The sequence below is a fragment of the Sphingobacterium paludis genome, assembly GCF_004364125.1.
GTDB classification, from domain to species: Bacteria; Bacteroidota; Bacteroidia; order Sphingobacteriales; family Sphingobacteriaceae; genus Sphingobacterium; species Sphingobacterium paludis.
Map to the genome: position 1 here is coordinate 14,703 of NZ_SNZV01000016.1, position 19,973 is coordinate 34,675.

The window sequence follows — 19,973 nt, forward strand, 5'->3', positions numbered from 1 at the left end:
TTAGCTAACTATATAGCAAGGCTACTAACCTGGCCAAGTGGCAACTATCATAGCTGCTTGCCGGTCCCTCAGCAAGCTATATAGCGATGGTATTTGCAAAGCAAAAGACCATTTAGCTGATCAATTAGCAAATCAGATCAATTTGACTTTCTCGGCGATAAAGGCGCATAGTGAAACCGATAAGGTTTTCCTGCGCCACTCTTCAAGACAACATGAATCAAAATGGAGATTGCTATTGCTGGCGCTTTTCTGCGAATAGCAACACCGCGATAAATGATCAATGAAAATAAATCAATGCACAAAACAGTCTAGGAGATAGACCCACTCTTGTTTTGTTAGCAGCAAGTTGTATTTTGGGTGCACCCAAAAATTCCTTGCCTTTCCCGTTTGGCCGACCTGTGGTCAGCCTCAGCGAAAGGATCGAAAAACTGCGCAACTTGTTTTTCCTCTTAAACTTTAACTAATACACTGATGACTGATCCAATTAAGATACGGGGCAGGCCTGCTAAGGAGTACCCTAAACGGCTACGGGTGGTCACTGTTAAGCTCACCGACAGCGAGCTGGAAGAACTTAACCTGATGAAAACCCAAAGCGGCATGAACCGAATGCAGCTGATCCGAAAGAAGATCTTCGCTAGCGGCGCTGTAACAATTACCAATGTGAAGGAGGTTTTAGAGGAACTCTCGCGTCAAGGAGCTGAACTTGGCCGTATCGGAAACAACCTGAATCAACTGGGAAGACATGCCAATGTGCTGGCCAAGCAAGGTAAGTTACACCCCCATGTAGCCGAGGAACTTAAAAAGTTACTGGAGGAACACGCCGGAATTCAGAAGCAATTAGACATAACCTGGCGGCATCTTTTACGCGCTATCAAAAAATAGCAGCACGCATGATCGTTAAATTTCTTCGTAAATCAGCAAGCTTTGGCGGTGTGCGCTATAACACCAACAAGGTGGATTCCGATCAGGGGGAGCTGCTTAGTACGCGTAACTTCGATGCGCTTCAAGGTTTAACGGAGCTGCGGCCACAGGACTACATCAACTATCTAGAGGCCGTTTCTTCAATAAGCTCCCGCATCAAATATCCGCAGTTGCATGTGGTGATCTCTGCAAAAGGTAAACAGTTCGCGACCGGCGAACTCAGCGCAGTAGCACATGACTGGATGCAGGGGATGGGTTACGGCGAGCAGCCGTATCTAGTGATCCTGCATAGCGATACCGCTAACTATCATGTGCATATCGTATCGACAAGGGTGGGCAAAGATGGCAAAAAGATCGATAACAGTTTTGAAAAGATCCGTGCCTATGAAGTGCTCCACGAGATTCTTGGCGAGAAAGCGCTCCATGAAGTGCAAAAAGATCTTGCTGATGCGCTAAGGTATAATTTCAGTACACGTGCGCAGTTTCGAACATTAATGGAGAACCGCGGTTACACGCTCAGCCAAGAGGATCAGCTCCTCAAACTTTTCAAGTTCGGAAAATTGCTTGGTGAAGTGCGCTGGGAAGATATGGATAAGCAGATTAGGCAGTACAGCGAAGATTCCGGCCGAAAGAAGCAGATTTATGCGCTGATCGATAAGTATCGCTATCAGTTTGATCAAAAGCTCGAGGAGGAAAAGGGAATCTTTAGTTCTGAGCTGACGCGTGAGTTGGCATTACGATTCGGTCTACACTTTATTTTCCACTCTTCTAGTGGCAAGCCACCCTACGGTTATACCATCATAGACTATAGCAAGAGTAATATATTTAAGGGCAGTCTGGTTTATCCGCTAGCACGGCTAACAGGCGCAGCGGAGAAGAACGCGTCCAGCGTATCGGAGGATAAAAGCGAGCGTCTCGTTGCTTCAACCTATAGTAAAGCCGAACCATGGGCAAAAGGTGAGCATCAAAATTCCACGATAGAAAAAGCCGATCGCCCAGCGGCCATCGTATCCGTGGAGGAACCGATCGCTGCGCCGATAATCGGATTGAATCTCACGGATGATGTGGACGATGAGGCCGTGCATGGTAAAAAACGAAACCGCCAGAACAAGAAATCAACAAAAAAACGCTAACATTTAAATTGGATCATTATGGTCATCTTATTAGGAAACCAGAAAGGCGGAGCAGGGAAAAGTACCGTAACACTGCTACTGGCCAATTACCTTGCCGTCAATAAAAATCGGCCCGTTACGGTCCTCGACATGGATTACCAGCAGTCGATCTCCTCCAAATATGAAAAGGCCCAGCTTACCGAGAACGTGCTTCCCTATGAAGTGCTGGCTGCCGACCTTAATGATTTTCCGGATCTGATGACCGTGCTAAGCAAGAATGCCGACGAGATCGTGCTGATCGATCTGCCCGGTAAAATGGATGACGACGATCTGATTCCGGTAATCCAAGCTGGTGATCTTGTCCTTTGTCCTTTTGGCTATGACCAGTTTTCGGTCGATTCGACTTTGCTATTTGCCATGGTCGTCTCCAAGATAAATACTGCAGCACCATTACATTTTATTCCCAACAGACTCAAAAGTGGTGTTAAATATCAAACTAGGCTAGAAGTGGATAAGGCGCTGGCCGGCTTTGGCCAAGTAGGAAAAGGCTTTCCAGATAGAATCGATTTTCAGCGTGTGGACACGACTTGCATTCCGGCCATCCTTTTGCCCGTAGTACTTCCCGTACTCGGGGAGATTTTTGAGACCTTTATAGAAAGAGAGGTCTCCCGTGCGTAACATTCGCTCGCTAGCTGATCAGATTCGCGATGAGCTGAAGGCCAAAGAGCAACCGGAAAAGGAGATTACAAAAAAGGTTCGTGAAGGAGCTGAGGAAAGTAGGCAGAAAGGTACTAAGAAAGCCAAAGCTGATCCGCATGAGAAACAGGCCGCAGCATTTTTCAAGGCTATCGGAGATTTTAAGCCGGAATATTCCGAGAAGAGTATGATTCGACTGGATGCGCGCACCGTCAATCTGCTTAAGCGCATCAAGCTTGCCAAGAACATCGATATGAACCGCTTTATCGTTTACAGCCTGCACCGTTACCTCGAGCAGCATCCCTGGCTGGCAGAACATATTCAAGAAACCATCAAAAATACAGAACTATGAGCTGGACTACTTTTACCCTTAGCTTGGTACTGGCGTACCTGATCTATTATGTTATGAACCTGCTCTATGACCGCTGGCTGGCTGGCAAAGTTGGTGTTACAGCACCCACAGAGGAGAAACTCTACTTTGAAGATGATGTGGTGCCGGAGCTGATCACGCTGGAAGAACCTGATCACGAAGAGGAGTCGACTGGATCAGTTGCAGCTATGCAGTCGGCACCCGCACCATCAACCGCGATCAGTTCGGTTGCAGAATCAACGGGCGGAGTAACTATGGATGAATTGGTGCGCCTCGCCAAAGATAACCTCATTGAGCACACACGTGCCATTCCGTACTAGGATGCGGAAAACCAATTGCCTTAAAACTATCCTAATAAGCACCTTCCTCTTTTTACCTGCGCTGCTTCTCGCGCAACCAGGACTTTCTGAATTTTATGGCGTCAGCGCAGAAGTTGGGCGATGGTACTATGCGCTTTCGGACTTCGTGCTGGTGCTGGGCGCCATTGCCGGCATACTTGGCGGGCTGCGCATCTATGCAAACTGGCAGAGCGGCCATCACCACCACATCGATGCGCAGGTGATGGGCTGGCTGTTTTCCTGCCTATTTCTGACCTTGGTCAGCGCTTTTCTAAAGGCCCTTTACGGCATTTAATAATCCATTCATCTTTTAATTTTTTATCCATGACAGTAAAGAACAGAAAACTGTTTGCTACCGCTATGGCGGTAATGGTTGCATCCGAGTCGCTGCTCGCCCAAACGGGCGGCGGAACAACAGGGATCAACGCAGCAACCTCCTCCCTGACCAGTTACATTGATCCTGTATCGACCCTGACCCTTGCCATTGGCGCGGTGGTGGGGATCATCGGCGGAGTGCGCGTGTACATCAAATGGAACTCGGGTGATCAGGACATCAACAAGGAGCTTATGGGCTGGGGCGGTTCCTGCCTTTTTTTGGTGTTGGTCTCGGTGGTCATTAAGGCCTTCTTTGGCGTTTAGCATGCGCAGGTATGCAATTTACAAGGGGCTCCAGCGGCCCCTTGTTTACCGAGGTTTTAAGGGAAAGTTCATCGGTTGGGGGATCGGATCACTGGTGCTGGGACTGGTAGGCGGTGGCCTACTTGGTGCGCTCAGCAGCATGTACCTTGGCGCCGTGGTGACGCTGGCCGTTATCGCAGGCGGACTGACCTTTACCTTTCAGCGCCAGAAAGGCGGCCTGCATGTTAAAACGCGCAGCACAGCGCTATTTGTTCACCAAGCTAAGCTTAAACACTATGGCAAAACAACATCGGGAAACCTTTAAGTTGCCCTACATCGGGATAGAAAAGCAGGGGAGTCATACGCTACTCTACGGAGAGAAAGGTGAGTTTTCGGTGCTGCTGCAGATGCGTAACCTCGCTATGCAACATGGCGCTGACCCGGAGCCCTACACGGCTTATCACCAGCTGCTGCTCAACCTAATCAAGATTTTGGGTGAAGGGCATATCATCCAAAAGCAGGACGTGTTCTCACGCAGGAACTATGAAGCGCCCCAGGCCGCTGAATTTCTGCAGCAGAAATACAATACGCATTTTCGGGGTAGACCCTACACGGATCTCTCGACCTATCTCATCATTACCAAACAGATCAAAAAGGGTCGCTTCTATGTCTACAGCCCGAAAGCTTTGCTCGATTTTACCCAGCAGGTGGATAAGGTGATCGATCTACTGGAAGGGGCAGGCCTAGATCCAAGGCCGCTGGATGAACAGGAAATTAATCGCTACGTGAGCCGGATGCTGGCGATGGACTTTAGTTCGGATAACATTGTACTGGATAACATCAGTGCTGGCGATCGGAATTTGCTGGTTGGCGAGCGCGCCCTGCGCAGCATAAGCCTCGTGGACACGGACACCATCGATCTGCCCGAGGATGTCGCTACGCATGGCACCCGGCAGGAGGGTGGCAACCTGCGTAACTTTCCGCAGGATAACTTTTCCTTTCTTCACGCGGTGCCGGATTATCATTGCCTAATTTATAACCAGCTCGTGGAGATACCAGCACAGCAGCTCACCTTGAACAAGCTGCAGCTCAAGCGTAAGCGTCATTCGGGTGTACCCGATCCGGCCAATCTGATCTGTGTGGAGGATATCGATCAGCTGCTGGTCGATGTATCGCGAGAGAATCAGCTTTTGGTGCATGCGCATTTTAATATGCTGATCTGCGCCGATTCGGATAAGATTGCCAAAGCGGGAAACTATATCGAGGCGGCACTTTTTCAGCAGGGAATCATTCCCTCGCGCAATGCTTACAACCAAATGGAACTTTTTCGTACCTGTCTTCCAGGCAACGGCGTGGAATTGAAAGCCTACGACTGGTTTCTGACAACCTCCGATGCTGCAATCTGTTTCTCTTTTAAAGAATACCTGCAAAAGGATGAGCAGTCAGACTTCCTGATCCGCTTTACCGATAGGCAGGGTATTCCCGTTGGCATTGATCCCTCGGATCTGCCCATGCGGACAGGGCGAACCAATAACCGCTCACGTTTTACGCTTGGACCCAGCGGGAGCGGCAAATCGTTCTACATGAACGCGCTGGTGGAGCAGTATTGCCTCTACAACATGGATGTAGTGATCGTCGATACTGGAGATAGCTATTCGGGACTTTGCAGCTATTACGGTGGTAAGTACATTACTTACACTGAGGAAAAGCCAATCTCGATGAATCCCTTTGCTATCTCCCAAAAGGAGTATAACCTGGAAAAGAAGGATTTCCTAAAGACGCTGATCGCCCTGCTCTGGAAAGGGCCTGATGGGCAGCTCAGTCAGATCGAGGATACCGTGCTTTCCAATGTCCTTTCTTCCTACTACTATGCTTATTTCTGGTCAGAGGAAAACACTGATTCCGTCGGACCGAAAGTGCTGAACTTTGATTCCTTTTACAGCTATTCGGTGGATAGGATCAGCGAGATTACGGCGCAGGAAGCGATCACCTTTGATCTGGACGAATACCGCTATGTGCTGCGTAAGTTCCATACGGGAGGTGAGTTTGGTACGGTGCTTAACGAGCAGGCTGATGCCTCGCTTTTTTCTGAACCTTTTATTGTCTTTGAAATAGATAACGTGAAGGAAAATAAGGTTTTATTTCCAATCGTCACGCTGATCATTATGGACGTCTTTCTGCAAAAGATGCGACACCGCCGTGACCAGCGTAAAGCACTTATCATCGAAGAAGCATGGAAAGCTATTGCCAGTCCGCTGATGGCGGGTTACATATTGTACCTCTATAAAACGGTCCGGAAGTTCTGGGGCGAGGTGATCGTGGTGACCCAAGAGCTGGGCGATATCTTGGGCAATCCGGTGGTCAGAGACAGTATCCTTGCCAACTCGGATACGATCTGCCTGCTGGATCAATCCAAGTTCCGCGAAAACTACGATGCCATAGCCAAGCTGCTTTCTATTACCGATACCGAACGCAGAAAGATCTTTACGATAAACCAGCTGGACAACAAGGAGGGACGGGGACGATTCAAGGAGGTCTATATCCGACGCGGGTCCACGGGTGAGGTTTATGGCGTGGAGGTTTCCCTCGAACAGTACCTGACCTATACAACAGAGAAGCCGGAAAAGAATGCCGTATTGACCTACGCGGAGGTGTTTAAAAATTACCAGCAAGCACTTGAAGTGTTTGTACAGGATATGAAATCTAGTGCATTGTCTCTGGGTGATTTTGTGAAGAAAGTCAATGCGCTCGGAGCTCCGCTTTCCAGCGCAGATACAAACCATTAATATGTTAATCAAAAGCTATATGAAACCCTTATTTATCTTTTTATTCGCTCTGTTCTGGGCGCCGCTATTGCGCGCGCAGATCTATATTGATCCGGCAGTGGCGGCGGCAACGGCCATACATTCGGGCATTATCGACCAGCAGCTGGATAACACCAATGAGCGGTTGACGCTTATCCATCGTGGGCAGCTCGCCGTAACAGGGCAACTTGTCATTGTGAACGATATGCAGGATAAGATCTATAAAGGACTGAGCGAGGTTTCTGCGATCATGCGAAATCTGCTGGCTATAAAGGATATTACCCAGATCGGAACTGATATTGTGCGCGATACCAATAGAGCGATCACGCTTGCCGGTAGCAACCCAGCGCTGCTGCTGTTTGCCGAGCAGGGAGCGATAGAGTTTAAGAATAGATCAATTGCGCTCGCCTCGGAGGTAACCAGTTTTGTGACCCAGGGTGGCGCGGACAATCTCATGGACTCTGGCGAACGGGCGAAGCTGCTCAACAGGATCGTATCGGAGATGACCATTCTGCGCGGTGTGGCTTACGGGATGTACCGCGCCATGTACTGGGCAAAGCTGCGCGGCATCCTGCAATCGCTGAACCCCTATGCCGGCTTTATTAATATGGATACGCGCATTGCGGACGATATTGTTCGCAATGCCAAATACCTCAAGCAATGAAATGGTTTTTAATTGTTATAATATATTTGTTTATAGGTGTAAAAACTTCCTATTCTCAACTGAATGTGGAGCTAATCCATCAGCTGGTTGCTGAAAGTAAATCGGAGAACAGTAGGCAGAACGAGGCTTTTAACCGGCAGACGGTGACCACAGCTAATGAGGAGGTAAACCGTGGGAAGACGGCAACTTTCAAGGAGAAGTATCGGCGGTTGCAGCAGCGTTTTCATACGCTTGGTCTAGTGATCGATGCCGCGCAGATCGGCATGCAGGCTTGGCCAATCATCGCCGATATCCAAAACCAGCAGGCACGAATCTTCACGCTGGCAAAAGATGATCCTATCCTGATTGCCATGGCTTATCAGGTGGAGATAGACCTTTTAAGCAAAGCCACGCAGCTCAGTAGCTATCTGTATGCATTGCTAATCTCGATCGGTGATCTTAACCAGATGAAGGCAACTGATCGCAAGATGCTTTTTGGCCATGTGCTGACCGAACTACGATTGATTGCGGGAAGTTCAAGGGGGCTTGCTAATGCCATGTATCAGCGACAATTTCAACGTGTTAGTTCCGTAAACAATCCGTTTTCAGCGTACGTAAATCGTGACCGGCAGTTGGTCGACAATATACTTTCCAAAATCGATCAACTTAAATATTAGTACATATGGATGTAGTCAAATATTTTATATTCTGTATACTATGTTGTTTTGGTTTGCATGGGGCATTTGCGCAGAGCTACGTTACGATCGTCTACGATGCCAAGCATATGGCAATCGTTGGTGAAAATGCAGCGGTACGCTCGGCCGCTGAGCTTATGCATCATGAGTACTTGAAGACGATCAATAATTGGCTGGACGATATCACTGTCAACCTTTCCTCGGTGGTCATGGTGCAGCGCATGATTTATGGTGCGCTTACCGAGGTTGACCAAGGTCTGAAGAGCGGTCTTATGCTCAAGCAAGTGGGATCGATTTCCTCCGAGATCATTGCTGAGTGTAGTAGCATTCTGGAAACGGCCAAAGGCTCTCCACATCTATTACTCTTCGCGGAGGACATCACCACGCAGATGAAGGATCGGGGCATCAGGCTGGTATCCGAGGTTTCGGACTTTGTGCTTAAGGAAGGAAGTAACGTGCTGATGGATTTCGAGAAGCGTGATGCGCTGCTCGTGAAGATCCTTTTGGAGCTGCGCGTGATGCGCGCGCTTTGCTTTAGCGTGCACCGGGCAATGTATTGGGCGAAGCTTCGCGGCATACTTCCTGCGCTGAATCCCTTTCAATCTTATATCAATCGAGATAGGCAATTGGTGGATCAAATTATTTTTCAGTATAACCTTTTAAAGTAAGTTTTATGTTAAAGTTATTTAAAGTAATGCTTTATATAGTACTGTGTGCTTTCTCCTTTGATCTGCATGGCCAGAACGTGAAATACCAAACGGATAAGCACGTGGTCAACCAGCAGGAACGGATGGTGTATAAGCAGTGGGATCGCAAGAAGTTTACCCCGACAAGGGGATTCCTGAGCCTCAACTATCAGTATTGGCTCACTTGGGGACTACACCCCAATTATCCCAAAACGGATCTCAGGCCGCTGAGTGCGGGCGGTCCACAATCCCGAAGGTTGCTCATGGTTGCTGCCATGAAAAGTACCGAGGAGGCCTACAAGCTCCATGCCGATACCTTGCGAAATACGGCGCTAAGCGAGATCGCTAATTATGCGGGAGTCGCCTCCCAGACCGATCCCCTTTGGCAACTCTATTACAAAAGGGAGTTTCAGGATCTATTGGATTTCAATCAGGCCGATCTTTTTGAGGGGCTGGAACCACCTGTGAAGGATTACTTGGAGCAGGGGGGGGCAGCCGATTGGTATCGGCAGGAAAGCCAGATGCTCCGCGAGCGATTAGAAGCCGCGCGAACGACCAACCTCGATCGGGGCTCGCGGATAATCGCTTATCACCGCATGCTGGGAGAATACCGAAAGCTGCTCGCTATCTGGGAAACTAAACGGCAGCGTGCTGCGCTGTATTTATCCATCAAGGATAAGGTAAAGGAGCTTCAAGAAAACAGTACGGTGGCCATGGCCGCCCGAGGTAAATCGGATGTGCAGATTGCCGATGATATTCTTTCACGCGCTAAATTATAATCCGATGAGCTTACTATCATTTATGGGCGTAACGCCCTTACTGCAAGTGCAGACTGTGCCGGATTCCTTTAAGGATTCATTTAATTTCCTGCAGGGGAACGGAATCTACGAGGAGGGGATGATGCACTTTTTAAAGCAGATGAAAAGCACGATCTGGACTCATTATGATGCCTTTAACAGTGATGCACAAGCGCTCAGCGCAATCTTTATGATGATCTTCTTCTCTATACGGACTTATGAGATGATGGCTGGGGACAAGCAGCTGGAGGTTATGCCGCTGCTGCGCCCTTTTGGACTCATCATGGTGATCCTCTGGTGGCCGACCTTTACGCGCGTTGTGGCTTATCCAACAGATATCGTCGCAGCCAAGACTGAGGCGATGTTCGATGGAAGTCAGACGGAGATCAACAACCTTCGTTTGCAGCGCGCCAAACTAATGGCGGACCTTTCCAATCAGATAATGACCGTACAGGCCGAGGCCGAGACGGCAAAGACCGAGGCGGATACTTGGTATGAAAATGCCTGGGAATCGGTTCAGTCTAGCGTCAAGGAAGGCTTTGCTTCGGTATGGAACCCGATTGTGGAGATGCGGAATCGCCTGCAGGCGGGCTTTCAGTTAATGATGACTTCACTTGTCGAGACGTTGGCCATCTGGCTGCTGCGGATTTGTGTGTATGTGATATTTATTATTCAGATCATCTTCTCAACGATCCTGATCATTCTTGGACCTTTTGCCGTGGCGGCGAGTATCCTGCCGGCATTCCGTGATTCCTTTTCAACCTGGATTGCCCGCTTCGTTTCAGTGAACCTGTATTCCGGAGTAGCCTATCTAGTGATGTATATCGCTTCACTTTTCCAGCATTATGCGATGGAAGCCGAGATCAGCCGCTATCAGGTATTGGTCGGTACGGATGGTGCGGATCTAGAAAAGATAGCTTGGTTCCTTGGAAATGGTCTACTTTCCTTTGGCATTGTGATCGTCACCTTCGTCATTGGAGCCCTAACCATGCTTACCGTCCCAAGTATCTCTACATGGATTGTCTCAACTTCTGGCGTATCTTCTGCCGCCTCGACGATGGGACGTCATGCGCCAATGATGAGCGGTATGGCGGGAAGACTTCTTGGTAAATTTAAATAGCTGCTATGATTATAAAGAATATTGAGAGCAGGGTACGCCTTGCCACTTTCATTGCAGGGGGAAGCCTCGTCGCATCGCTGCTGATCAGTATGATCGTTTCTTTTTTTGCCTACAGGCAGGTGGTTTCCGCTCGACAGAGCATTTACATTATGGATTCGGGGAATGTCCCGATGCGCGCCTCACAGACCGACGTGCAGATGAACCGCGCAGCAGAGTACCGCTCGCACATTGGACGCTTCCATAGCTTGTTCTTTTCCTTAACGCCGGACGATAAGTTTATTGAATACCAGATGAAGCAGGCGATGTACCTGATTGATGAGAGCGGCGCCTTGCAGTACAACAATCTTAAAGAGAAAGGTTTTTTTAATTCTATTCTTTCCTCCAGCGCCGTGCTGACGATACATACGGACAGCATTGTGCTGGATCTGCCTACTCGGTATTTCCGTTTCTACGGCACCCAAAAGATTGATAGGCGTAGTTCGACCATCACACGCTCACTGGTCACTGAAGGCTACCTGAGTGATCTAGAGATTCGCTCAGAGAACAATCCCCATGCGGTGCTGATCACCAAATGGAAAACCCTGGAAAATAAAGATCTACAAAATGTCCAAAAAAATACACTCTAATCCGCTAGAAGGTAGGCTGTGGCAGGCATTAAAGAGGAAACTATCGCTATTGCTCACTCGCTATCCAGCTTATCTTTTTGCAGGCATGCTCGTCTGCATGGTCATTTCCGCTGTTTGGGTGTTTAGCGCCAGAAAGGTGGATAATGATATGGCTGTTTTCCAGCCGCGCTCTTCGCTCATTGTGCTTGACACCCTCGGTGCCAAACTGCCTTCCATTGCAGAAACTTATGGGGCTCTTAACAGGGTGGTAGCATTACAATCTGAGATAGGGGCGCTGATCGAAAAAGATAGCCTGAGCTCCTCGGATAGTACCGCCCTGATTGCCGCGCTCGAAGAGTTTGAATCCCTTCAGCGATCTATGCAACCTAAAAATAATTTACCATGAAAATAGATGTTAATAAACCGCGCTACGTCGTGCCGCTGATCCTGCTTCCCTTTCTATTTATCTTCTTTTATATTTATAAGTCGACTTTCGACAAACAGGAGCTGCCCCAAGCTGGCAATGACTCCCTGCAGACCGGAGTGGCGGATGTATCAGATCAGGTGCGTGAGAAAGCACTTTCCGGGAAGTTAGATGCTTACCGAAACCAATATCGTCAGGCAGACGGTTATACCGCTGTCGGCCTGATCCAAGAAGAAGAAACGGAAAAGGAGATGCCGAGAACGCTGTACAATATGCGCGAGCGGCAAATGCTCGACTCGATCGATCGTGCCATGAAAAACAGGTATAGCCCAGCGCAGGAAAAAGGGTTTCCGAGTGCAACCATGCATAGAGCCTCCTTTGATGCGGAAGATCGTACTATGGAGGAAGCGCTGGCAAGGCTGTCCGCTCCACCGATCTCAGCTCCTGCCGAGGCGAACAAGGTTAGCGAAGACCCCATGGATCTGTTCCGTAAGCAAATGGCGCTGGTCGATAGTATGGGGAAAGCAAACGACCCAGATTATCAGGCCGAGCAGCAGCGGAGAGATTTGGAGCGAGAGCAATTGGCTTTAACCAAGTCCCAACCTTCGTTAACTGTCACTAAGGCTACGGAACATACCGATGGCTTTAATACGGTCGTCCCCGCGAAATCGGAAAGCTTTATCTCGGCCATAATCGACCAGAACATCACGGGCTATGTTGGTTCGCGCCTGCGTATCCGGCTGCTAGAAGACATCGCGGCGGGTAGCGTGCCGATAAAAAAAGGTAGCTACCTCTATGCACAGATCTCCGGATTTACAGGGCAGCGCGTTAACCTCACGATTACCTCAGCCATGATCGGCGAGCAGATCTTGCCCATCAATCTGGAGGTATATGACCATGATGGCATGCGAGGACTTTTCGTTCCGGCGTCCGAATTTCGGGAATTTACCAAGGAGCTTGGCGGTAATGCCTCGCAAGGCATCACCATGCAGCAGATGGAAACTGACAGCCAACTGGCTATGAGCATGGTGCAGAAGGTATTCCAGTCCACCAGCACAGCGGTTAGTAAGATGATCCGCCAGAACAAGGCCAAGATCAAGTACAGCACGATCGTTTACCTGATCGATCCCCAGCAGTTAAAAACGCAGTTCTAAATTTATTCACATATTTTCTATGAAATCATTTTTGCTATCTATGCTGGCATGCTTTGCCACGCTTTCCCTTTTTGCCCAGCAGCCGGAAACTTTCAGAAGTCAGTTGCCGCAGATACTGCTCGAAAAAGAGGTCTCACTTCACATTCTCTCGCCCGAACCAATCAGCTATGTGGACATTTCCTCTAGTGCGGTGATCGGTGATCTGCCCCAAGAAAACGTGCTCCGCTTAAAGTGGAAGCCTGATTCCTTAGCGGAGGGTTTTAGTGGCGTTGAAGGAAGTCTCGGGGTACTCACCGTCGTTGGTGAGAGCTTTATGGCGCAATATGAACTATCCTTCAGCGACAGGGCTGGCATTTCTTTCATTCCGGCCAGTTACAGCATCTCGCCCGAGGAGATCAAGCCACTGGTCGGTAAAGCTACTATTCCTACTAGTGAACTTCGAAAGCACGCGCTTACGATGCTTTGCAGTCGTAAGTTTCGACCACTTCGAAAGGTAAAGGCGCATGGCGTCAGCATGCAGTTAAATGCGGTCTACACGGTGGGTGATCTGGTGCTACTGGATATTAGGGCCAATAACAGCACAAATTTGAGCTACGAGATCGACCAGCTACGCATGAAGATCGAGGACCGCAAAATTACCAAAGCAACCAATGTGCAGGCTATCGAGGTGGGAGCTATCTGGCAGCTCTATGAACACGGGAGCTTTAAGCGAAGTTTTCGGAATATCTATGTGCTAAAAAAGATGACCTTTCCGGCGAATAAAGTCTTTCATATCCAACTATCGGAAAAGCAGCTTTCTGGGCGGACGCTTGATCTGAAAGTCAAGTACAAGGATATTCTAGCTGCCGATACATTTTAGGGGAAGCCGCTGCTAGCCTATTGTATTACCTCATAACTTATTTATATGGAAGAATCTAAAGAGCAGCAGTCCTTGCACCGCTTCTTGCAGTTTGCTATTTATCTGCTCGTATTGCTCGACGTCTTATGTTTTGTTGGTGCTGACTATATATTGGAGGTAGCAGGGGGCGCTCGTCACGCAGCAGCAATGATCTTGGGAAAACTTATGGCATTCAAGATTTACCAACATCCATTCTACTCCAAGCTCTTTACAGTAACTATCATTGCGTTGGTGTCGATTGGAACCTTAAGCCGTAAAAAGAAGGATTTGGAGATTGGAAAGGCTATTGGCTTACCTTTTTGTTTGGGACTGTTTTTCCTTTTGCTCTCCATATGGGCTTACGATCAGCTTGGAGATGCATCTGTAAATACGATGGCTTATGTAATACTGACCATTGCAGGGACCGTCCTGCTACATCTAGCGCTAGACAATGTATCCAAAGTGATTAGCTCCAAGCTGGGAAAGGATAGATGGAACATCGAAGGCGAATCATTTATGCAGCGCACCAAACCGAAGACTGGACGCTTTGTGGTTAATATTCCGATGCTATTCTACTTTAAAGGCAAAGTGCGCAAGGGCTACGTGGTGCTGGAAAATGTGTTTCGGGGGACGCTACTGATCGGTACTCCGGGTAGTGGTAAGAGTTTTGGCGTGGTGATGCCGGTGATCCGGCAATTTGTCGCACTAGAATTTACTATGCTGATCTATGACTTTAAGTTTCCCGATCTGGGCAAGGTTGCCTACTACCATTATTTGCTGGCTAGGCAGCAGGGCAAGTGCGAAGATTACGATTTCCATGTCGTTAATCTTACCGAACCGGAGAAGAGTAGGCGCCTTAATCCTTGGCGAAGCGAGTACCTGCAATCTTTGGCTGATGCCTCGGAAACAGCCGAGGCGCTGGTGGAAGCGATGAAGAAAGGGGATAAGTCGGGCGGGAGTGACCAGTTCTTTACCCAATCGGCTATTAACTTTCTCGCTTCCTGCATCTACTTTTTTGCTAAGCATGATGGAGGACGTTATTCAAGCTTTCCCCATGTGCTTGCCTTTCTGAACCGATCCTACGAGGAGATCTTCACGGTGCTGTTTTCCAACCCCGAGTTGGAATCGTTACTTTCTCCTTTTATGACGGCTTTTAAGGCCAAGGCCTTTGATCAGCTTGAAGGGCAGGTAGGAACGCTCAAGGTCTTTATCAGTCGTCTAGCGACAAAAGAAACCTTTTGGGTGTTTTCTGGCGATGATTTTGAGCTAAAGATCAGCGATCCGCGCAACCCATCCATCTTGGTACTGGCCAATGACCCTAACACGCAGAGCATCAACTCTGCCTGTTACTCGTTGATATTGAACAGGATAACACGTCTGGTGAACTCCCGGTGTAACAAACCGGTGGGCTTGATCATTGATGAAGCGCCTACGCTATATGCCCATAAGATCGAAAACTTGATTGCCCAAGCGCGGAGTAATTTGGTCGCCGTGCTGCTAGGTCTTCAAGAGCTACCGCAGTTCAAGCAGCAGTATGGGAACGAGACGGCAACCTCGATTACCGCGGTAGTGGGTAATGTGCTTTCCGGATCGGTACGAAATAAAGAGACGCTGGACTGGCTAGAACGAATCTTTGGCAAGGTCAAACAGATAAGCGAAAGTCTTTCTATAGATCGGACAAAAACTTCTGTATCGATTTCCGAACGTCTGGAACCACTGATCCCTGCCGGAAAGATTGCAGCACTCAAAGCAGGGGAGATGGTCGGTATGCTGGCCTCTGATGCCGTAGAGGATTACACGGGCAAATATGAACCATCGGCGATCAACTGCAGATTCAATTTGGATATGAAGGCTATCAAGCAGGAGGAAGCCCAATATCGGGATCTACCGGTGTTTTATGATTTCGGCGGGAAAAAGGAGGAAATCCTACTGGCGAATTTTGCGCATATCAATTCCGAGGTCGCGGAGATCGTAATGGGATTCCGGCCAGCAGCGAATCAATAACAAGAATCCATCTTCTTATTTTAAGTCTACGGCGTTATTACTAATTGTTATTGTAAGCAGCTAGCGCGTCATAAAAATCATTGGCATGCCGGATGGGCTTCCCAAAAAACTGGCTAAATAGTTCCAGTTGCAATCCTATTAGCCATATATCCACATTGACGGGATCCTTCTGGAAGTTAGCATTATGCCACGCAAAGAAATCTTCACGTGCTTTTCCGCGAAGGACCATTTGCCTTAATGGATTGTTTCCACTTATTCTTTCCATGATGTTGTCTAGTTAAAATTCACAAAGTAAAGATATATTAATGCTGGTCGCTACAAATGTACTACTTATTATTTGATTACTGCTATGTACGCTACTGGATGCGCTGTGGTTTTACGTCTATCAAAAATACTTCACCTCCCATATTATGCTTAAACTTTTTCCTTGTGCTTTACTGGCTGTAGTATCTTTTATTGCACCAGTTGCTAAAGCTTACGCGCAGGATACAGAGTCCTTTACAACACCTAAAATTGATTCAGCACAGCAGGTTGATTTTGAACGCAACGCGTTTTCGGCAAATTCGTCAGATGCGCTTATCTTATGTAGTCCCTTAAGCTTGCCAAAGATTACCTCGCCTTTTGGCATGCGCAGACATCCAGTAACTGGAAGGCAAAATTTTCATAATGGCGTTGATCTTACTGCTGATAAACCCATTGTAATGTCAATCTATGACGGTATAATAGTCCAAGCCAGTGAGCATCCGTTTCTTGGAAGGTTTATCTGTACCGATCATGGTGGCGTCCACAGTATTTATGGCCATCTTTCCGCTTGGCTTGTGGTTGTTGGTGACAAGGTGCGCGCCGGACAGGAGATTGCCGTCATGGGGCGAACGGGCCGGGCAACGGGTGTACACCTACATTTCAGTGTGCGGATCGGTACACGCTATATCGATCCAATTAAATTCCTGCTAGGAATGCAGGAGCAATTTTCAAACAAATAATCTTTAAATCTATGCAATACTTATTTAAAAAAGCAGAGCTTCCTCGTGAAGCGTTGCAAACACTAAGCCTGCTTAAAAATGAACATCTAGCCATCGATAACGATAATCTGGAGGCCATGTTCGCCGGAAGGCGTTCTGCGTTAATCGCGATGAGCGATATACAGCTTGATAACATCCGCATTGCTCGGCTGGAAGCGAAGCTTTCCCTTAGTAGAACCGACTCGGGTGAAGTCGAACTGCTAATCCATCCCGTGTACAGAAATCCGCAAAAGCATTATCTACTTGATCAGCAGGTCATGGGAGAGCTTATGGATGGCGAAAAGCCAAACCATGTGGTAGAGCTAAAATTAGGCGATGATCACGTGAAGAGAATGGTTGTGGAGTACGATGCTGATACGCGTGAATTTTTGGCCTATGATGCTGCAAGTGTGCATGCGCCTGTAATGATTAATGGCAAAGATTTGGATGCCGATCAACGTGTAGCTTACCGACTTGGCCAGAAAGTATCCATTTATGATGATACCACCGTGCAATACCGCGTGTCAGAGCCCAAAGGCATTTTATCCAATACGGAGAAAGTGATACTGAGTTTTGAAGAGAATAGTAAGGTTAGACATGTCATGCTCGATGACCTCAAAAATCTTCAGGATGGTTTTCACGGGCAGCTTGATTATAATAGCAGCTCCTACCAAAATGCCTTGCAAATGATGCTTCAGAAAGATTTTCCACATTTGACCTCGGATGATCTGCGGGTTAATAAGCAGAATGAACGCGTTAGGTCTCGCTAAAAAACGTTTTATAATTATTCATTTCCATAATGCTATTCTACTAAGTCGCAATTAGGGTGACGCTACTTGCCAATTTATTTCACTTTATCATTTAATCCATTAGCTCATGAACGAGAATAATTTAGAGTACCTGAAAAAAACATTGGACAACCTCGGTTTCGATAACAAGCTGAACGAAGTGCTTGAAACCGCGATTCGACGTGAAATGCCAAATTTTAGTCTAGGCATCCAAACCAACCACAGACCGCTGGATAGCGTTGATCCCAAAGCAGCCAGAACCGAAAAGCTTAGTTTTGACATCAATTTTAATAGATCAAAGGACAGCGATATGTATTTCCTGAATGACTACAAGGTTACCTTACAACAAAAGGACAACCCAATCATTCGCTCGCAAACGTTCAATTTGGAACGGGATTACCGCGTGACGGCCTTACAGGCTTTTAAATTGCTGTCCGGTCAGGCCATAGAAAAGGATGTTTTCCTGCGGACCAAAAATGAACAGAACCATGAAAATGCTCCGAAGCAGGAAAGAACGCCTGTTTGGTTTAAGCTCAATCTCGAGGTGAAAGATGCCTACGGTAACCATCCGATGAAAACTTTTCGTCCAGAGTACGGATATGATCTAGAAGCATCGCTGAAAAAATATCCGATCAAGGGTTTAAAAGATGCTGAAAAGCTACAGGAGGTATCCAAGGCATTACGCAATGGAACTATCGTGCAGGCAGATTTGCAGATCGGCAGACGTACGATACCAGTTACGCTTTCTGCCAACCCGCAGATGAAGACGATCGATATTTTCGATAAAGATAGAAGGGAAGTAAGGGATGAGGCAATCTTTGCTTCGAAAGATAAAACGCAAAGTATTAAAGTCCCGCGAGCGGCCGAGTTGGCTGCAGGAAGAGAAATCTCAGAACCGAAGATCGAGGCAAGTAAACAAGATGTCGAGCAAGTACCATCGGCGAAACGATCTAGATAGTAATTGAGGCAAAAACTGCATGTATAAAATATTGCAACGCATAGACCGGATCAGGGCATCCGGCTATGCAACACTTAATCTTTCTCCTAACTCACCACACTATCACCTAGACGGCAAAAGACTACCAGTAAAAAAAATGGAACTCCCGATTATAAATGTCGAGTGACAGTATTAGTTGAAGGGGTAACGATAACTTTTGTACTTCGGGAATACTTTGATCTTTCACCTTCCGTTTGCCATTTGGTCTAATCAAATCAGTGTGGTTTAATTTTTATCTACTGAATAAACGATTTCTAATACGCATCAAATTATTACAAAAGAAGATTTAGCAGTCTTTAAACTCGAATTACTGAGTGAAATCAAACGGCTAACTAATGACGAGGATGCAGTAGAAAAGATAAGAGAACCAGCTTGGTTGTGGAGTAAAGCTGTACGGTTGTTACTTAACATATCGCTTGCAATATTGCAGAATCTTAGGGTAACGGGAAAGATCAGGCAAAGAAAAATGATCCTATATTTCGCCTATGCCCATCATCATTGGCATAGATCGCTTTCTTAGTTACTTTACAAAATTTAACAGCGGTATGTAACAAATCCCTTCGTCAGGTGACAAAGGGATCATTAATTGTCCATTCCCCAGAACATTTTCATAAGCAGTCGTACTCGTTTTTTCGAATCTTAGGTTTAGAGTTCCTATTTCACAGCTTTTGTGTAATTGGGTGTGAAGTTAGCTTTTAAAAAATACGGATAAAATTTTTTTTATTTTTCGCCAATAACAAAATAATGACTCATGGGTAGAAAAATTAGGGCGAAAAGTTTAGCATTTAATATGACAAAATCTTCTATTGCAAATTCAATGACCCTCCATCTCGCCATGGAGAGCCTGCTTATGAAAATATTGCCCTTGGGGTGGGCAATCACTTATGGCAAAAATACTTAATTTTCTGAAATTGAGATATATCAGTACACCACTTTTGTCGATAATTAATAAAAAGAGATTCCTTATTAACGAGTCGCGCCGCAAAAGTACATCAATCTCAGATTCGGCGGGCATCTATTAGACGCTTTTCCTCCGCCCACCGGCCAACCATAATAAATTGTGTCTTGAGGAATTGAAAGGGGATATTCTACTGTCTGATCATGGCTGATTTGGATTGGAGGGGTGAAGGTCATGCCTTCGAGGAATGCTTTGAGCTGGGGGGCATGCGCGAAGGCAGGACGTATTCAATAAAAAAGGGGCGAAAATAGATTCGCACCCTTTCTCAATTGTAATAGCCACTACTTGATCTGACAGTTGGTTGTTTTTAAAAAATGTCAGATTGCCTATTCGAATATAGTAATGTTTCTACAAAATCTATAGAT

The 19,973-nt window shown here is 47.1% G+C and carries 23 protein-coding genes; 22 read left to right on the forward strand and 1 reads right to left on the reverse strand.

Annotation, left to right across the window (positions count from 1 at the left end; all coding sequences use genetic code 11):
• The first annotated feature begins 471 nt into the window (after positions 1–471).
• Genes mobC through B0I21_RS19710 form a run of 19 tightly spaced genes read left to right on the forward strand, consistent with a single transcriptional unit; the run spans position 472 to position 15,864 of the window.
• Entirely contained in the window at positions 472–882 is a 411-nt protein-coding gene (gene mobC / locus B0I21_RS19620; protein WP_133642198.1) for a plasmid mobilization relaxosome protein MobC, read from the forward strand.
• Positions 883–890: 8 nt separating this feature from the next.
• The gene (locus tag B0I21_RS19625; RefSeq protein ID WP_133642199.1) at positions 891–2,054 is read left to right on the forward strand and encodes a relaxase/mobilization nuclease domain-containing protein; all 1,164 of its coding nucleotides are present in this window, start codon (positions 891–893) and stop codon (positions 2,052–2,054) included.
• 18 nt (positions 2,055–2,072) lie between these two features.
• Positions 2,073–2,711, forward strand: a complete 639-nt coding sequence (locus tag B0I21_RS19630) for a ParA family protein (protein WP_133642200.1) — start codon at positions 2,073–2,075, stop codon at positions 2,709–2,711.
• A complete protein-coding gene (locus B0I21_RS19635; protein WP_133642201.1) occupies positions 2,704–3,081 on the forward strand; it encodes a hypothetical protein in 378 nt (125 codons plus the stop codon). The genes B0I21_RS19630 and B0I21_RS19635 overlap by 8 nt, the downstream gene beginning before the upstream one ends.
• On the forward strand, positions 3,078–3,419 hold the full coding sequence (locus B0I21_RS19640; RefSeq protein ID WP_133642202.1) for a hypothetical protein: 342 nt from the start codon (positions 3,078–3,080) through the stop codon (positions 3,417–3,419). The genes B0I21_RS19635 and B0I21_RS19640 overlap by 4 nt, the downstream gene beginning before the upstream one ends.
• 1 nt (position 3,420) lies before the next feature.
• Positions 3,421–3,732, forward strand: a complete 312-nt coding sequence (locus B0I21_RS19645; RefSeq protein WP_133642203.1) for a DUF4134 family protein — start codon at positions 3,421–3,423, stop codon at positions 3,730–3,732.
• Positions 3,733–3,761: 29 nt separating this feature from the next.
• A complete protein-coding gene (locus B0I21_RS19650; RefSeq protein ID WP_133642204.1) occupies positions 3,762–4,076 on the forward strand; it encodes a DUF4134 domain-containing protein in 315 nt (104 codons plus the stop codon).
• A 1-nt stretch (position 4,077) separates the two neighbouring features.
• Positions 4,078–4,380, forward strand: a complete 303-nt coding sequence (locus tag B0I21_RS19655) for a DUF4133 domain-containing protein (RefSeq protein WP_133642205.1) — start codon at positions 4,078–4,080, stop codon at positions 4,378–4,380.
• On the forward strand, positions 4,352–6,841 hold the full coding sequence (locus B0I21_RS19660; RefSeq protein ID WP_133642206.1) for a TraG family conjugative transposon ATPase: 2,490 nt from the start codon (positions 4,352–4,354) through the stop codon (positions 6,839–6,841). Before B0I21_RS19655 ends, B0I21_RS19660 begins: the two co-directional genes overlap by 29 nt.
• A 19-nt stretch (positions 6,842–6,860) precedes the next feature.
• Complete coding sequence (locus tag B0I21_RS19665; RefSeq protein ID WP_133642207.1) at positions 6,861–7,523, forward strand: hypothetical protein; 663 nt, start codon at positions 6,861–6,863, stop codon at positions 7,521–7,523.
• Positions 7,520–8,179, forward strand: coding sequence for a hypothetical protein (locus B0I21_RS19670; protein WP_133642208.1), 660 nt, complete (start codon positions 7,520–7,522; stop codon positions 8,177–8,179). The genes B0I21_RS19665 and B0I21_RS19670 overlap by 4 nt, the downstream gene beginning before the upstream one ends.
• A gap of 5 nt (positions 8,180–8,184) precedes the next feature.
• Positions 8,185–8,865, forward strand: a complete 681-nt coding sequence (locus B0I21_RS19675; RefSeq protein ID WP_133642209.1) for a hypothetical protein — start codon at positions 8,185–8,187, stop codon at positions 8,863–8,865.
• A gap of 5 nt (positions 8,866–8,870) precedes the next feature.
• Entirely contained in the window at positions 8,871–9,662 is a 792-nt protein-coding gene (locus tag B0I21_RS19680; protein ID WP_133642210.1) for a hypothetical protein, read from the forward strand.
• A gap of 4 nt (positions 9,663–9,666) precedes the next feature.
• The gene (locus B0I21_RS19685; RefSeq protein WP_133642211.1) at positions 9,667–10,800 is read left to right on the forward strand and encodes a plasmid transfer protein; all 1,134 of its coding nucleotides are present in this window, start codon (positions 9,667–9,669) and stop codon (positions 10,798–10,800) included.
• 5 nt (positions 10,801–10,805) lie between these two features.
• Complete coding sequence (traK, locus tag B0I21_RS19690; RefSeq protein WP_133642212.1) at positions 10,806–11,426, forward strand: conjugative transposon protein TraK; 621 nt, start codon at positions 10,806–10,808, stop codon at positions 11,424–11,426.
• Entirely contained in the window at positions 11,404–11,811 is a 408-nt protein-coding gene (locus tag B0I21_RS19695; protein ID WP_133642213.1) for a hypothetical protein, read from the forward strand. Before traK ends, B0I21_RS19695 begins: the two co-directional genes overlap by 23 nt.
• On the forward strand, positions 11,808–12,983 hold the full coding sequence (gene traM, locus B0I21_RS19700) for a conjugative transposon protein TraM (protein ID WP_133642214.1): 1,176 nt from the start codon (positions 11,808–11,810) through the stop codon (positions 12,981–12,983). Before B0I21_RS19695 ends, traM begins: the two co-directional genes overlap by 4 nt.
• Positions 12,984–13,002: 19 nt before the next feature.
• Positions 13,003–13,842, forward strand: a complete 840-nt coding sequence (traN, locus tag B0I21_RS19705) for a conjugative transposon protein TraN (protein WP_133642215.1) — start codon at positions 13,003–13,005, stop codon at positions 13,840–13,842.
• Between the two features lie 45 nt (positions 13,843–13,887).
• Positions 13,888–15,864 carry a type IV secretory system conjugative DNA transfer family protein gene (locus B0I21_RS19710; protein ID WP_133642216.1) on the forward strand — a complete coding sequence of 659 codons (1,977 nt, stop codon included), beginning with the start codon at positions 13,888–13,890 and terminating at the stop codon, positions 15,862–15,864.
• A gap of 40 nt (positions 15,865–15,904) precedes the next feature.
• Here the strand turns inward: B0I21_RS19710 and B0I21_RS19715 are convergent, their stop codons facing one another.
• Entirely contained in the window at positions 15,905–16,129 is a 225-nt protein-coding gene (locus B0I21_RS19715; protein WP_133642217.1) for a hypothetical protein, read from the reverse strand.
• A 145-nt stretch (positions 16,130–16,274) separates the two neighbouring features.
• On the opposite strand from B0I21_RS19715, the gene B0I21_RS19720 reads away from it, so the two are divergent.
• From B0I21_RS19720 to B0I21_RS19730, 3 genes are all read left to right on the forward strand, one after another.
• On the forward strand, positions 16,275–16,847 hold the full coding sequence (locus B0I21_RS19720) for a M23 family metallopeptidase (protein ID WP_133642218.1): 573 nt from the start codon (positions 16,275–16,277) through the stop codon (positions 16,845–16,847).
• Between the two features lie 11 nt (positions 16,848–16,858).
• Positions 16,859–17,635 carry a DUF4099 domain-containing protein gene (locus tag B0I21_RS19725; RefSeq protein WP_133642219.1) on the forward strand — a complete coding sequence of 259 codons (777 nt, stop codon included), beginning with the start codon at positions 16,859–16,861 and terminating at the stop codon, positions 17,633–17,635.
• A 106-nt stretch (positions 17,636–17,741) separates the two neighbouring features.
• Positions 17,742–18,611: a hypothetical protein gene (locus tag B0I21_RS19730; protein ID WP_133642220.1), complete on the forward strand. Its 870-nt coding sequence runs from the start codon at positions 17,742–17,744 to the stop codon at positions 18,609–18,611.
• Positions 18,612–19,973 lie beyond the last annotated feature (1,362 nt).